Source organism: Janthinobacterium sp. PAMC25594 (assembly GCF_019443505.1).
Taxonomy (GTDB): Bacteria; Pseudomonadota; Gammaproteobacteria; order Burkholderiales; family Burkholderiaceae_D; genus Janthinobacterium.
Genome location: NZ_CP080377.1, coordinates 1,070,337 through 1,082,193 on the forward strand (window position 1 = coordinate 1,070,337; position 11,857 = coordinate 1,082,193).

Genomic DNA, 11,857 nt, shown 5'->3' on the forward strand with positions numbered 1-11,857 from the left:
TTCCGCCAACCTAAATTGGAGGTGGAATGGCTTGGTACGATAAGTGGGTAGTCATGGTTATCGCCGCCGCCATAGGCGTAGCTGGATATAGCGGCATACCCTGGCACAAAATGGGCGTCGCGGAGTGGGCGTACTGGGTCGGCGCCGTTGGCTCTATTGGTGCCATAATCGGAGCGTTCATTCTTGCCTCGAAGCAGAGCCGAGACAGCGCTGCGCTCCAAGCAGCGACGGCTGCCCAGAAAAAAAAGGAACGCGATCAATCGGTGCGGCTTGTAATTGATCATTGCTTTGCCGCAATCTGCGGACTGCCAGGGAGATTGCAGCGCCGCGAAGACTATGAGACTCACCTGAAAATTGTCCCCCGAACCGTATTCACAAACTTGCAAAAGCTGTTGTCTGCCGCTCCCCTCTACGAAGTAGGCGATGAAAAAATTGTCGTCGCGGCAATGCTCATGATGGATGCGATGGATAGCACGATGGTTTTGATAAATGAAATTGACAATATGAGTCCGGCACAGCGCATCGCATTCTGGGATAGCCTCTCCACCAGACTTGAAGAACAAAGGAGTCGGGCCAGAGGCATAAGAGCCAATCTCTACGCTGCCTAAAAATTTTGTTTCAACAACCATCGTCATCCTCCATCGCGCGCTTTATGCCAGCGCCATCAAGGCCAGCAGCCTTGCAACCCAGGCGGGTAGCGTAAAAATAGGTCATGTCGCCGCATGTACGGCCGGTCGTGGCCAGGCCGGCGGCCACCAGGCGCTGCATGGCCTCGTGCTGCTGGCCGCTGCTGGCGGCAAAATAATTGCGCCATCCCCACTTGGACTTCGGATACTGCTGCACGGCGCCCAGCATGTGCTGCAGCTTGGCAAAGTCGCCAGGCATGATCGCGTCGCGGACGGCCGCCAGCGCGCAGGCGGCGCATTTGCCGTGCTGAGCCAGTTGCTTGGCGGTGCTGGCCTTGCCGCAGGCGCAGAGCTTGCGGATCAGTATCGGTGGCGCCGATTCTGTGGCGATGGCGCGGTGCTGGCGCTCCGCGCGGGATAGGTCATAGATCATGCTATGATTCCTTTATGGAAACTTTTAAACGATTTAAGATTCAATGGGTTGCGCCTGTTGCTTGCGGAGCGCTCGCGGTCGGCGCACTGATCCAACTCGGGCTGCACCAAAAATTCAGCCCCAGCGACTGGGCGGCATGGGTGCAGGCAATTGGCTCGGTTACCGCGATTCTTGGTGCGTATCACCTTGGCCACATACAAGTGGAAAGAGCAAAGCAGGACCGCCTTAAGGCTTTTTTTGCGATTTGCACCGCAGCTTTCGAGCGCAGCGAACTGGCCTGTGCCATATTTGGAGTTAATGGCGATCTGAGTCGGCAATACGCCGACTACGACGATAGCCGTCTTGAAAGCATCATTAACGCCTTGAATGCAATCCCTATACACGAGGTAGGCAACGCCGAGGCTGTGGCGGCCATTCTCGATTTGCGAGATCAAATGTTCTTCTTGCTTGGGGCAGTGAAAGACTACCGTGCGGAAATTCCTTATTTTGGAGAGACAGACCAGGGCGCAATGGGGTTGATTCTCGTGCGCACGAAGCAAGTACGAAGTGAAAATGTATCCATGTCTGCTGGAAACGTTCAAAGGTTTTATAAAATCATTAAGTTTCAAATCGGCCAATAGTCCAAGGTATTTCATGCCACCCTCGCAATCTCGCGCTCATGCGCGAAGTTGGCAAGGATCAGCGCCTTGGCCATGGGCGGGCAGACTGAATTGCCGCACATGCGCACCTGGGCGCTCTTCGTCAGTTTCAGGCCCTGGGCCGGGTCGTCTCCGATGATGTAATCGTCGGGAAAGCCCTGGGCCCGGAACAGTTCGCGCGGCTGCAGCATGCGCAAGCCGATGTCCACGATCTGATAGTCCTGGCCGTGGATCGTCACCAGGCCGAAACGGTCGCGGCTCGTGACGGTGGCCAGCGGCCCGTCAATCTCCGGCGCCTGATCCGTGCCGTAATAGCTCAGCAGGAACGCGCGCACCTCGGCGTGGTGCTGGCCGCCAGCGCTGACCGTGCCCAGCGGCTCGTCGGTACCGGCCGCCGTGCTGGTGCCGCGCAGCTTGATCATGTTGCTGGTGATGATCGCCGACTTGCCGCCACCGCCGGCCGTGACCGTGCCGAGCGGCGCATCGGCGGCGTGGCCGACGCTTGCACCCATGTCGCGCTGGATATGCGCCGTGACGATGCCCAGCGCATGCGGCGCACCAGCTGGATTTTCCTTCGGCCCGGCCGTGATCGTCGGCAGCGGCATATTCATATCGCTGCCGGTGGCGCCAGTGCGGAATTTGGTGATGTGCGCCGACACCATGCTGAAATGGCCGCCCTTGACCTGGGCGCAAATGGTGCGCAGCGGCTCGTCGGCCGGCATCACGCGCTGATTGCTCGCGTTGGCATGCTCCGTCAAAAATGCCGTCACCAGGCTGTGGTGGTCGCATGCGGTGACCGTGCCAATAGGATCGGTCAGGTCCGAACCAACCACGCCCGTGTAATGCTTGGCCAGGAACGCCGTGGCCACTGCCTTGTTGCCGCTGGCCGTAACGGTGCCCAGCGGCGCCTCGACGTCGTGCGCACCCGGTCCCCAGCGCTTAACGCCGCCTGGCGACACCTCGCCGTGCGCGGCATCGACCAGCACAGCCGTCACCAGCGCCGCGTCGGCCTTCGACGTGGCTGTTGCTGTCGGCTCGTTCAGGTCGCGCGGGCGGCTTTGGCCAGCACGGCCGCCGACTCCGGTCAGCAGCGCCGATATCAGCGCCTGGTTGCCAGCGGCGGTGATCGTCGGTACCGGACTGCCCACGCCAGCGCCAGGGTGGCCAGTGGTGTTGGTCATGACGAATGGCGCAAGCTCGGCCTCGATCAGCGCATGCTTCGACGCCGCGCCTACCACCGTGCCGAGTGGCTTTCCGATGTCGAGCGCGCGCGGCGCCTGACCCTCACGCTCCCCGTACCCCACTTGGACCAGCGTGGCCACGCCCAGCGCCTTCTCGCCGCGGTGCGCGCCAGTGATGGTGCGGAACGGCTCGCCGATGGATTCCGTGCGGTCGCTGCCTTGGTGTGTGACCGGGACAATTGTTGGTGCGCAGAAATAGCTGTCGTTGCGTGCCAGCAGCGTGCCGAATGGGCGCGCAGTTGGGCGCGGTTCACCTGCGCGCGCCGGTCCGCCGGCACCGACGATGAATGGCTCAGGTGCGTCAACCACGTAGCGCATAATGCCTTTGGCGATGCGACGCAACGTGGCCGGCGCCAGCGGCCGGTCGCGTTCGAAGATGCTCGGGCATGGCAGGCTGAAGTCGATGCACTCGGCCGCCGTGCGGTACGGCAGCAGCTTGCCTGCGCGCACGCCGATGCTGTCGGGCGCGCCGTGGGTTGGCTCCGGCCACTTGATGGCGATGCCGTCGCGGCGCGCCACCAGGAAGAAACGCTTGCGGATGGTAGGCGTGTCGTGGTCGCAGCCGCGCATTTCGCGGTAGTCGACGGTGTAGCCGTGCGCGCGCAGCTGGCGGATGAAGCTGTCGAAGGTCTTGCCCTTCTTGGCCGGGTCCGGCTTGGCGCTGCCGTCCGCCTCGACCAGCAGCGGGCCCCACGTTTTGAATTCCTCGACGTTTTCAAGCATGATGACGCGCGGCTTGCACTTGGCCGCCCAGCGCAGCGTCACCCAGGCCAGGCCACGGATGCGCTTTTCGACGGGCTTGCCGCCCTTGGCCTTGCTGAAGTGCTTGCAGTCAGGCGACAGCCAGACCAGGCCGACGGGGCGATTGCCCGTCACCTTGATCGGGTCGATGTCCCACACGCTCTCGCACAGGTGCGTGGTGTGCGGGTGGTTCGCCGCGTGCATGGCCAGCGCCTCGGGGTCGTGATTGATTGCGATGTCGACTGGGCGGCCGAATGCCTGTTCCAGGCCAGTACTGGTCCCGCCGCCTCCGGCAAAGTTATCGATGATCAGTTCGCTGCCCAAGTCGAGGGACAAGGTGAAGGCGTCGCGCTTCATGGGCGCACCTCCGCAGCTGGCCGGCGAACGACCACGACAGGCATTGCGCCCACCGTGCCGCGAAAGTGCGGCGTGGCGACCTGGCCGGACTGATCCGGCCCCGCGCCCAGCAGCGCCGCGCGCGAGGCATCTTTCAGCACGTAGCGAATGCCCGCCAGGCGCACATTGCCCTGGATGAAGCGCGAGAAGATCATGCGCAGGCGGTGCTCCATGCCCGCCTCTTCGATATCGAAGCCGGCGCGCTCGCAGATTTGATAGAAGGTGCCGGGGCCGGCCAGCATCGCCTGCAGCAACAAATACGAGCGGGAGCCTTGTTTCGGGAGAGTGACGCCAGTACGACGGCGTTTTGTCTTATTTACGCCAAAAGTCGGGCGCGCGCGATTGTCAGCTTGGCCAGTCACAATGCCACCTCCGCCAGGACGGAGTCGCGCCATTTCACTTGCTGGATGGGCGTGCCGCTGGCGTGCGCCTTGCCGGTATCCATAACGTAGGCATGCTCCCGGCCCTTCTCCGTCGGCACCCAACGGCCAGCGATGCTCTCCTGCAGGCCGGCCTGGGCCAGCAGCTGATTGAACGCCTTGGCGCTCTTGACGAAGCGGCTGCCCAGCTCCGTCGGCGTGTAGTAAATCTCCTGGCTGGGCGTGGCCAGGTGCGTGCGTTCCATCAGCTGCAGCATGTTGACGCCGGTCAGGGCGGCCGTGCCCTGGTTCGCGCTGATGGCCGCGGCATTCTTGTCGAGGCCGATCAGACGCGCGATGCCGTAGATGGCTCGGAATTCCTTGGCGGGCGAGACTGCGCTGCGCGCGGGCGCGGCGGCCGGCGCCTGAGCGGTGGCCACGGCGTCAAAGGTGCGGATGACTTCCAGGTGGAACTTGGCGCTGATCCACATGGCGTACGCGTACACCAATTCCTTGCAGACGTAGGTACCGCCGTTGCGGCCAGTTTTTTTAACTACCGGAATTCCGGTAGTTTCTAATTCCGCAACCAATTCGATGGCCTGACGGTTTTCCAGCCAATAGCCAGGGACGTGACGGTCTTCACCACCAGATGCTTTGTGCAGATCGTTCAGGCAAAAACGGCCGTCCTGGTCGGTGGTGATCACCGTTTCCGCGATGTTGATACTTTTGTGTTGTACAATTTCGGTCATAAATTCTTTCGCGAATTTTTGTTGTTTCAAGGAAGCCCGCCTGCCAGCGGGCTTTTTTCATTTCTGGCCTTGCAGTTCCTGCAGCATTGCTTCGTAGTGCTGGCGCGTCCGCACGTGGCCGGGGTCGACCGGCAATTCGTGCTCGACGTGCCCTTGATGCTGGGCGTCCTGCTCGGCCTGCGCCGGCGCGCCGCCTTCCAGCTGCATCGTCGTCCAGGTCAAGCTGCCACCTCGGCGCGCGCGATGCGCTTGAGTTCGCGGATCGACACGTCGAAAACCTCGTGCATGCGGATCAGCAGCGAGGCGCCGATTGGCAGACGGCCGTGGCGAATCTGGGAAATCACGGGTGGCGCCACTTCCAGCGCACGGGCCAGAGCTGCGTCGTTCTTCGGGCCCTTGGCGAGCAGCATGTCGAGCAGTTCGTTATTGCCATGAGCGTCGTCCAGCGAGCGGTAAGGCTTAATTGCAGTTGTTTGCGTCATGTCATATTCCTAATTGATGGTGATTAAAGTGGCCGAATCCGGCCATGCGATGCTGTAGCTGTCGGGTGCGGGTTCGTTATGGCGGCTCGCGCTGCGGCACCTCGTATTTCTTCGCCACCCTGTCGGTGGCATCGCGCCATTTCTGGCGCGCCTCCTTGTGCGCGGCCTTTGCCGCGCTCTCACCCTCCCCGTCCTTGGCGCCCTGCAGGTCTTTCTCGGCCTGGCGGTAGATCATCGAACGCTGGAAGATCAGCTCCTTTTCCTCGGCTGTGACCTCGGCTTGTTTATTCAATAGCTGCCTCCATGCCGTTAAACCCGCATCCGCACGACGCGCGGGACGACGCCAAAGCACGGGCGCGGCGCCGGCGAAATTTGGGCCCTGTTATTTGTTGATTTGGGCCTAGCTCCGCTGGAAAACGGCGGCGTATCATTCCGTTTCGGCCTGGCGTCCAGGTGATTGCGGATGATTACGATCGTGCATTCGTTCAGCACGTCACTGACGGTCTTGCGCATCGCAGTGCATGCGGCTTGCAAGGCATCCTTGTTGTCGTCCGTGATGTAGCCCTTGACGAGTGCGGTACGTTTTTGCTTCTGTTTCATGGTTTTCTCCTGGTGGTCGGTGTTACAGGGTTTGGGTACAGCGAAATGCAGGTTGGTACTTGGTGCTGTTTTACGGTGGGCGCTCGCAGGCTGGCAATGCGCACTCCTCAAGCTGTACGCCGCGCGGCAACTGGTGCGGTTCGAGCAGCGGGATGCGCGCGAAGTCGGCCGCCGGGCGCGGCGGAGGAATTGGGATCAGGCGGATCATGGCTTGGCGCCCACGTCGATGCCGACGGCGGCACGCGCAGGCACGGTGTCGAAGATGGCGTTGGTAGTGGGCGGTTGGCGGCCGGCGTGGCCAGGATCGACAGCGACCAGCTCGGGCCAGATTTTGTGCCAGTCTGCTGGGCGTAGGTCTTTACGGGAAACCTCGCCTCCCGTAGCGCGTTCGATCTCGACGCAGCGCTCAGGAGGAACTGGCCGCAACGCATTCGCCCATTGGCTAATAAGCACTGGAGTGATGCCGATCTTGTCGGCTAAGTCGCGCTGGGACCCGCGACCTTTGACGTATTCGATGAGTTTCATAACCTCACTATAGCAATTTGCTTTTACTCTTGCAATAGCAATTTGCATATTCCTATATAAAGCGTTTTGCTATTAAATGCCCATATGGCTACATCTAAAGAAATCCGCATCGAAAATCTCCGAACGCTCGTCAACGAATTCAGGACGGCGGACGCCGTGGCTCAACGCGCAGCCACGGCACCCATGTATCTCAGCCAAATACTGAATAGTGCGAAGTCATCTACCGGTACCGCGCGTGGCGTGGGCGATAAGTTGGCTCGCAAGCTGGAGGCCGGTTGCGGCAAGCCGGAAGGTTGGATGGATGCCGACCACAGCGACGACCAGATTGAGGATATTCCTCAAGATCACGGCGATCCCGTGTCTACCTCCCCTGCCCACCCTCTGTTGCCCGGCGCCCGCCGCGTCACCGTAGGCGAAGCCATCCATGCAACGATTCCCATCAAATTGGTCACAATGCACTTGCAGGCCGGGATCATGGGATTTGAAGTGGAGCAAAATTTTGAAGATGGCGGCACCTTAGATGTACCATTGCAATGGGTCGAGGAAAATGATTACGTCCCACACTGTCTTATTGCCATCAAAGTGCGAGGCGATAGCATGCAGCCCCTGCTTTACCAAGGCGATATCGCCGTGGTAAATATCGCAGATAATAAAAAGGTAAGTGGGGGCGTCTACGCCATCAATTTCAATGGCGAGCCTGTCATTAAGCGCCTCAAATATGAGGGGCGCGAATGGTACATGACGTCCGAAAATGGCGACCCACGATACGCAAGAAGGCTTTGCCGTGGCGGTGATTGCATTATTGTTGGGCGCATAGTGCGGTTTGAGGCGCGCAATTTCAAAGACCGCCTCTAATTCACTACTAGAATGATCATGAAAAGCTTAGTCTTGGCGCTAGTCGCCCTTGCAGGCCTCCCCGCCCATGCGCAATACGCATCATTGACACAGAATGCCGCCTCGGCAGAAGATATTAAACAATCAACGCTGTTGGCGGCGCGTGAAAAAATGGCAGGCGTGACGTTTTGGATCGAGCCGAATGCTTCTGCAATTAGACGAAAGGAATTTATTAGCGCTGAGGAAGATGGCTCTATTGGCAGTGAAAAGTTCGTGGTGACTGAGGCGACCAGCTTTTCAGTTATTGGTTTCGCAACTAACAGATATCGAAATTACGTTAAGATAAATTTCCCCGATGGAAAAATTGCATATTTAGCAGAGGGTATATTATTCGATAGCAACCCGAAAAAATATGCTCTTTTTGATGATCTATATGAGATTGGGAGGCCTAAGCACAATTTTGTTGAATACATCCTCCCGGTATCGCCAGAAGAACTACGCATTGCGGAAAAAAAGGCTAAAGCCAAGGCGGCAAATGCTGCTGCCGCTTGGAAAGCGCGCGGCGGAGTTAGCATTGGAATGACCGCAAAGCAGGTTCGTGCATCCAACTGGGGTGGGCCGGAGAGTATCAATCGCAGCACTGGATCATACGGCACTCATGAACAATGGGTTTACGGCGACGGCAACTACATTTATTTTGAAAACGGCATCGTATCGTCAATTCAGAATTAGTAGCATAAGAACTTCAACAACAGACAATCGCACCACCTCGCCGGCGGTGGGTGTGTTGCTGGTCAGGTGCAGCGTACGTCGCACCAGGTGATGATATGGCCGCCTTGACGGGCACCTACACTGCCACATCCGAATCCGGACCGCTGAATCCCAGTTCCAACTGCACATCGCCAGATAGCTCGCGCTTGCTCACGTGCAGTCGTTCCCAGTCCTCCTGCGTGTCGGTTCCAGTATTGATGCGCAACGCCTGCGGCAGCACGCGCGCAGCCTGTCCTTTTTTCATCGTGCGGTAGTTTGTCGAGCCAGCTGCCGCGTTGATGGCCGCATAGGTTTGCGGATAGAAAATTCCGGTGCGCGTGAATACATGGTGCGCGACTTCCAGCAGAGGCAGCCGGTCGCGCACAGTGGTCAACTCGTCGGTGCCACCCTCATTCAGTAGATCCCCGCGAAGGAGTCGATCTATTTGCTCATCGCACCATAACGAGAAATCCATATCAAGCCAGCGCGCAAATGGCACGGCCAGCTTCGGATGTAGCCAAGTTCCGCCACCACGATCAGCGCGGGCGCGACTGGTTTCTACATGTGTGATTTCCCCATATCTACGCTTGAAGGCTTCCACGTACTCGATCGTTGCAGGTAGCCGCTGCCATTGAGCTGGCTCCTTGCCATACCGCTGCGCCGCCTCGGTGGCGTTGAACCATCCGTCGTCACGAAATGAGTAACCCTGGCCTTTGTATTCGGCTGTGATAACGGTCGTGACGCCACTGATACGCGCCGCGTGGCGCCCGGCCGCCTCAGCAAGCAGCTCTTCGGAAACGCGATCATTCATGTGATTCTCCAGTTGATTTTATTGAGAGCCGGGAGATTGAGAGTAACACGGCCACCAGCCATGCCTGCTACTGCGCGCGGCATCGCCCGGCGATTTTTTGCGCCAGCGGGGCCGATTTATTTTTAACTATGTGTTCTGCTGTAAAGGGTACTCAAAAAACATTATCTTGCTCTTGAAGTAAGCTTTTGATCTTGCTTTTCCAAGTTCTAAAGCTACTGTTTTGAAGTCTATGCCCTTGGAGGCTCGGTTCCTGAGCAGCACTCTCCCAGTAGCCAAGCGATAAAGCCCAGCTCCGTGAGAACGCTGAATGCCCCTCTTCGACTTCGGGCACTGCGCATAGGGGAGCCTTTGAGCGTTTCCGGCCCCCGACTCGACTCTCCCCACTATCACCCATCGTCGCCGCCCGTCGTCCTTCTTGCGGCACTTCCACTACGCCCGTTTCGCGTTAATGCCCTGGGTACTGCGTAGCGTTCGCCGGCTCCATCTATCTGGACTTGCGCTGCCTGGCGTGATTTTGTCCGGGCTTCCGGTCGCCCGAATCCCTGGCGACGAAAACATTTTACATGAAAAGAGAAAAATAAAAGCAATTTGCTCTTGCTATGCTAAAAGCAAATTGCTATAGTTCACTCCATCGAAAGCAAACACAGGAGTACGACATGTCCCCAGCAGAGCTCGCAGCACTCGAAGCGGTCCTCGTCGCCCACGGCGAAGTGATCCCGGCAATCGCAATCCCAGCGCACGGCTGATCGTCATGAGTGCCCGCGACCACGACGCCGCCGAGCTGCGCGAAGAAATGATCACTAGCCTGGCAGCCGAGAAAAATGCAGTCGCACGTACCGTCTTGCTGACAGGCGGCGCCGGCGCCAGCGGGATCGCCAACATGCTGCTCGAACGGCTGGCAGCACCTGGCGCCGTGAATGTGCTGGCGCGCACCGCCTTGGCATGCGATGCGGCCACCGCAGGCAACGCGTTCCGGGAATTTGTCGCCGGCACGATTTATTCGGACGCGCTGGCGGCAGCCACCAGAGAAGTCGATGGTGCCGCGCAGCTGGCGCGTGACGATCCGGCGAACTGCCAGGCCAAGACCCGCGCGCAGGCCGTGGGCCTGGAGAAGTTACAGATTTAGCGGTCGCCCGCGCCGTAGTTCAAGGCGGGACAGGAATGGCAGCCCGATTAACTGCCCGATGGCACAGAGTGGCCCGATTGATCTTCGTGAGGATCAGGCGTCCGGGGAAGCCCGGCGCCACAACCAACCTTGAAGGAAATACAGCATGTCGAATTTCAAAAAAGACCAGAAAGTGAATGTGAAGGGCACGAAGACCGACCCGGCAGCTCGCCATGGCAAGTTCGTGCAGACGCACCCAGGCGCTCGCGGCGACTTCCTGGAAGTGCTGCTGGACGGCTCGACGCAAAGCCAGCGTTTCCGCCCTTCGCAGGTGACGGCAGCCTAATTTCACCCCGGCCAGTCGCCCTGGCCCGTTTCGCCGGCGTAACCGGCGGCCAATAAGAGAGGCGTTTGCACTATGCAAGCGGGGCCGAGCCAAAAGCAAATCCCGCCGTCTGACCAAATTCCTCTCTTGTTGGCGACCCACCAGCCGCAGGAATCACACGCCCGACGGATTGACCGGGTCGTCAACAGCCAATTAACCAGAGGAGCAGAACAATGAATTGCGACTGCGTCAAAAGAATCGAGACAAACCTGGCCAGCTCGCCATTCATCGTGGCCAAGGCTGGCAGCGATATCAAGGTCGAGTGCCAAGCCACCGGCTTTGCCATGACGGATGACATGGGCCTGCGCAGCACGATCAACATCCCGTTCCGCATCCGTGGCACGGGCAAGGGCTTTACCAACGCCAAGGGCAAGGAAATGCCGTGCGTCGCCAGCCACTGCCCGTTTTGCGGCCGCACGACTGGCCGCTACGTGGTCGGCGAAGACGCTGGCATCGCCGCCGCAGCGCATGTCGTGGGTGTTGTATGAGCGAGCACCGAGAAGCACTTGAAAAGGTTCTGCAGCTCTGCGCGGGCAGCACCACCTACACGAACCGAATCCAGCAGATTCATGACGTCGCAATGCGCGGCCTGGGCATGACGCTGAATCAACGCGCAACGCGGCACAACCGCATCGCACAGAAAAGCAAGGACACCCGTGCCGTGTTACGCGTGGCCGGCTGGCGCGCAGCACAGGAAAAATTCGCAGAACTTAGCAAGGGAGAGCAGCAGTGAGCTACATCATCACCATCCGCACCGCCGAAGGAATGCACAGCTATCCCGCCATTGGCGACCTGGGCGCCCTGCAGGACGCTGCTTACGACAATGGCGCCCTTGGCGTGACTGCAATGGTGCGCCCATGATCGCCCTCTTCCACCGCCTGATGGCCGCCCACCGTCACTACCAGGCGCAGCACCAGCACCACATGAACAAGATGCGTCTGGCCGGCGTGCGCCGCGAGTTGGCCGGACTTGAGGAAATGCGCAAGGAACTGATCACCGCGCAGATCGAAGCGCTGATCGACCTGGACGCATCCGCCGCGCGCGTGCAGCGCCTGGGCCGCGCCCACCGGGAGGCGCAGTGGACGTCGGCAGCCAAGCCGTGATTGACGTGGCCAGCCAGGCCCTGCGCAACTGGCATGCCGGCCACGCCATCGTCTACGCCGTCCGCCTGGCGCTGTTGAA

General features: G+C 59.6%; 20 protein-coding genes and 1 pseudogene. 10 read left to right on the forward strand and 11 right to left on the reverse strand.

What is annotated here, in order from left to right; translation table 11 throughout:
- Window positions 1-26: 26 nt before the first annotated feature.
- A complete protein-coding gene (locus KY494_RS04560; RefSeq protein ID WP_219890084.1) occupies window positions 27-608 on the forward strand; it encodes a hypothetical protein in 582 nt (193 codons plus the stop codon).
- Between the two features lie 10 nt (window positions 609-618).
- On the opposite strand, the gene KY494_RS04565 is transcribed toward KY494_RS04560, so the two are convergent.
- Window positions 619-1,059, reverse strand: coding sequence for a hypothetical protein (locus KY494_RS04565; protein ID WP_219890085.1), 441 nt, complete (start codon window positions 1,057-1,059; stop codon window positions 619-621).
- Window positions 1,060-1,073: 14 nt separating this feature from the next.
- Between KY494_RS04565 and KY494_RS04570 the strand changes: the two genes are divergently transcribed.
- Complete coding sequence (locus KY494_RS04570) at window positions 1,074-1,679, forward strand: hypothetical protein (protein ID WP_219890086.1); 606 nt, start codon at window positions 1,074-1,076, stop codon at window positions 1,677-1,679.
- A gap of 11 nt (window positions 1,680-1,690) precedes the next feature.
- Here the strand turns inward: KY494_RS04570 and KY494_RS04580 are convergent, their stop codons facing one another.
- The 9 genes and pseudogenes from KY494_RS04580 to KY494_RS04620 form a co-directional block, all read right to left on the reverse strand.
- Window positions 1,691-4,036 carry a DNA cytosine methyltransferase gene (locus KY494_RS04580; protein ID WP_258194665.1) on the reverse strand — a complete coding sequence of 782 codons (2,346 nt, stop codon included), beginning with the start codon at window positions 4,034-4,036 and terminating at the stop codon, window positions 1,691-1,693.
- Window positions 4,033-4,332 carry a hypothetical protein gene (locus tag KY494_RS04585; protein WP_219890087.1) on the reverse strand — a complete coding sequence of 100 codons (300 nt, stop codon included), beginning with the start codon at window positions 4,330-4,332 and terminating at the stop codon, window positions 4,033-4,035. The genes KY494_RS04580 and KY494_RS04585 overlap by 4 nt, the downstream gene beginning before the upstream one ends.
- Window positions 4,333-4,433: 101 nt before the next feature.
- On the reverse strand, window positions 4,434-5,183 hold the full coding sequence (locus KY494_RS04590) for a KilA-N domain-containing protein (RefSeq protein WP_219890088.1): 750 nt from the start codon (window positions 5,181-5,183) through the stop codon (window positions 4,434-4,436).
- Between the two features lie 57 nt (window positions 5,184-5,240).
- A complete protein-coding gene (locus KY494_RS04595) occupies window positions 5,241-5,405 on the reverse strand; it encodes a hypothetical protein (protein ID WP_219890089.1) in 165 nt (54 codons plus the stop codon).
- Window positions 5,406-5,425: 20 nt separating this feature from the next.
- Window positions 5,426-5,665: pseudogene (locus KY494_RS04600) on the reverse strand (helix-turn-helix domain-containing protein); the annotation flags it as partial.
- A gap of 76 nt (window positions 5,666-5,741) precedes the next feature.
- Entirely contained in the window at window positions 5,742-5,957 is a 216-nt protein-coding gene (locus KY494_RS04605) for a hypothetical protein (RefSeq protein ID WP_219890091.1), read from the reverse strand.
- Between the two features lie 17 nt (window positions 5,958-5,974).
- On the reverse strand, window positions 5,975-6,265 hold the full coding sequence (locus KY494_RS04610) for a hypothetical protein (RefSeq protein WP_219890092.1): 291 nt from the start codon (window positions 6,263-6,265) through the stop codon (window positions 5,975-5,977).
- Between the two features lie 70 nt (window positions 6,266-6,335).
- Window positions 6,336-6,473: a hypothetical protein gene (locus KY494_RS04615; protein ID WP_219890093.1), complete on the reverse strand. Its 138-nt coding sequence runs from the start codon at window positions 6,471-6,473 to the stop codon at window positions 6,336-6,338.
- A complete protein-coding gene (locus KY494_RS04620) occupies window positions 6,470-6,790 on the reverse strand; it encodes a Cro/CI family transcriptional regulator (RefSeq protein ID WP_219890094.1) in 321 nt (106 codons plus the stop codon). The genes KY494_RS04615 and KY494_RS04620 overlap by 4 nt, the downstream gene beginning before the upstream one ends.
- An 84-nt stretch (window positions 6,791-6,874) precedes the next feature.
- Between KY494_RS04620 and KY494_RS04625 the strand changes: the two genes are divergently transcribed.
- Window positions 6,875-7,645 (forward strand): S24 family peptidase, encoded by a 771-nt coding sequence (locus KY494_RS04625; protein WP_143451840.1) that lies wholly within the window; start codon window positions 6,875-6,877, stop codon window positions 7,643-7,645.
- An 18-nt stretch (window positions 7,646-7,663) separates the two neighbouring features.
- Entirely contained in the window at window positions 7,664-8,356 is a 693-nt protein-coding gene (locus KY494_RS04630; RefSeq protein WP_219890095.1) for a hypothetical protein, read from the forward strand.
- 115 nt (window positions 8,357-8,471) lie between these two features.
- Here the strand turns inward: KY494_RS04630 and KY494_RS04635 are convergent, their stop codons facing one another.
- A complete protein-coding gene (locus KY494_RS04635; protein WP_219890096.1) occupies window positions 8,472-9,185 on the reverse strand; it encodes a KilA-N domain-containing protein in 714 nt (237 codons plus the stop codon).
- Between the two features lie 751 nt (window positions 9,186-9,936).
- On the opposite strand from KY494_RS04635, the gene KY494_RS04640 reads away from it, so the two are divergent.
- The 6 genes from KY494_RS04640 to KY494_RS04660 all read left to right on the forward strand — a co-directional run bounded on the left by KY494_RS04640 (window position 9,937) and on the right by KY494_RS04660 (window position 11,778).
- Window positions 9,937-10,311 carry a hypothetical protein gene (locus tag KY494_RS04640; protein ID WP_219890097.1) on the forward strand — a complete coding sequence of 125 codons (375 nt, stop codon included), beginning with the start codon at window positions 9,937-9,939 and terminating at the stop codon, window positions 10,309-10,311.
- 145 nt (window positions 10,312-10,456) lie between these two features.
- The gene (locus tag KY494_RS04645; protein WP_219135422.1) at window positions 10,457-10,636 is read left to right on the forward strand and encodes a hypothetical protein; all 180 of its coding nucleotides are present in this window, start codon (window positions 10,457-10,459) and stop codon (window positions 10,634-10,636) included.
- 212 nt (window positions 10,637-10,848) lie between these two features.
- Window positions 10,849-11,163, forward strand: coding sequence for a hypothetical protein (locus KY494_RS04650; RefSeq protein WP_219890098.1), 315 nt, complete (start codon window positions 10,849-10,851; stop codon window positions 11,161-11,163).
- Window positions 11,160-11,408 (forward strand): hypothetical protein, encoded by a 249-nt coding sequence (locus KY494_RS04655; RefSeq protein WP_219890099.1) that lies wholly within the window; start codon window positions 11,160-11,162, stop codon window positions 11,406-11,408. Before KY494_RS04650 ends, KY494_RS04655 begins: the two co-directional genes overlap by 4 nt.
- The gene (locus KY494_RS29605) at window positions 11,405-11,536 is read left to right on the forward strand and encodes a hypothetical protein (RefSeq protein ID WP_257560975.1); all 132 of its coding nucleotides are present in this window, start codon (window positions 11,405-11,407) and stop codon (window positions 11,534-11,536) included. Before KY494_RS04655 ends, KY494_RS29605 begins: the two co-directional genes overlap by 4 nt.
- Window positions 11,533-11,778: a hypothetical protein gene (locus KY494_RS04660; protein WP_219890100.1), complete on the forward strand. Its 246-nt coding sequence runs from the start codon at window positions 11,533-11,535 to the stop codon at window positions 11,776-11,778. Before KY494_RS29605 ends, KY494_RS04660 begins: the two co-directional genes overlap by 4 nt.
- Window positions 11,779-11,857: the final 79 nt, after the last annotated feature.

What these genes read in the sequence shown, in the direction of transcription:
- KY494_RS04560 (WP_219890084.1), top strand. Translation starts at nt 27, where the DNA reads ATGGCTTGGTACGATAAGTGGGTAGTCATGGTTATCGCCGCCGCCATA.
- KY494_RS04565 (WP_219890085.1), bottom strand. Translation starts at nt 1,059, where the DNA reads ATGATCTATGACCTATCCCGCGCGGAGCGCCAGCACCGCGCCATCGCC.
- KY494_RS04570 (WP_219890086.1), top strand. Translation starts at nt 1,074, where the DNA reads ATGGAAACTTTTAAACGATTTAAGATTCAATGGGTTGCGCCTGTTGCT.
- KY494_RS04580 (WP_258194665.1), bottom strand. Translation starts at nt 4,036, where the DNA reads ATGAAGCGCGACGCCTTCACCTTGTCCCTCGACTTGGGCAGCGAACTG.
- KY494_RS04590 (WP_219890088.1), bottom strand. Translation starts at nt 5,183, where the DNA reads ATGACCGAAATTGTACAACACAAAAGTATCAACATCGCGGAAACGGTG.
- KY494_RS04610 (WP_219890092.1), bottom strand. Translation starts at nt 6,265, where the DNA reads ATGAAACAGAAGCAAAAACGTACCGCACTCGTCAAGGGCTACATCACG.
- KY494_RS04615 (WP_219890093.1), bottom strand. Translation starts at nt 6,473, where the DNA reads ATGATCCGCCTGATCCCAATTCCTCCGCCGCGCCCGGCGGCCGACTTC.
- KY494_RS04620 (WP_219890094.1), bottom strand. Translation starts at nt 6,790, where the DNA reads ATGAAACTCATCGAATACGTCAAAGGTCGCGGGTCCCAGCGCGACTTA.
- KY494_RS04625 (WP_143451840.1), top strand. Translation starts at nt 6,875, where the DNA reads ATGGCTACATCTAAAGAAATCCGCATCGAAAATCTCCGAACGCTCGTC.
- KY494_RS04630 (WP_219890095.1), top strand. Translation starts at nt 7,664, where the DNA reads ATGAAAAGCTTAGTCTTGGCGCTAGTCGCCCTTGCAGGCCTCCCCGCC.
- KY494_RS04635 (WP_219890096.1), bottom strand. Translation starts at nt 9,185, where the DNA reads ATGAATGATCGCGTTTCCGAAGAGCTGCTTGCTGAGGCGGCCGGGCGC.
- KY494_RS04640 (WP_219890097.1), top strand. Translation starts at nt 9,937, where the DNA reads ATGAGTGCCCGCGACCACGACGCCGCCGAGCTGCGCGAAGAAATGATC.
- KY494_RS04645 (WP_219135422.1), top strand. Translation starts at nt 10,457, where the DNA reads ATGTCGAATTTCAAAAAAGACCAGAAAGTGAATGTGAAGGGCACGAAG.
- KY494_RS04650 (WP_219890098.1), top strand. Translation starts at nt 10,849, where the DNA reads ATGAATTGCGACTGCGTCAAAAGAATCGAGACAAACCTGGCCAGCTCG.
- KY494_RS04655 (WP_219890099.1), top strand. Translation starts at nt 11,160, where the DNA reads ATGAGCGAGCACCGAGAAGCACTTGAAAAGGTTCTGCAGCTCTGCGCG.
- KY494_RS04660 (WP_219890100.1), top strand. Translation starts at nt 11,533, where the DNA reads ATGATCGCCCTCTTCCACCGCCTGATGGCCGCCCACCGTCACTACCAG.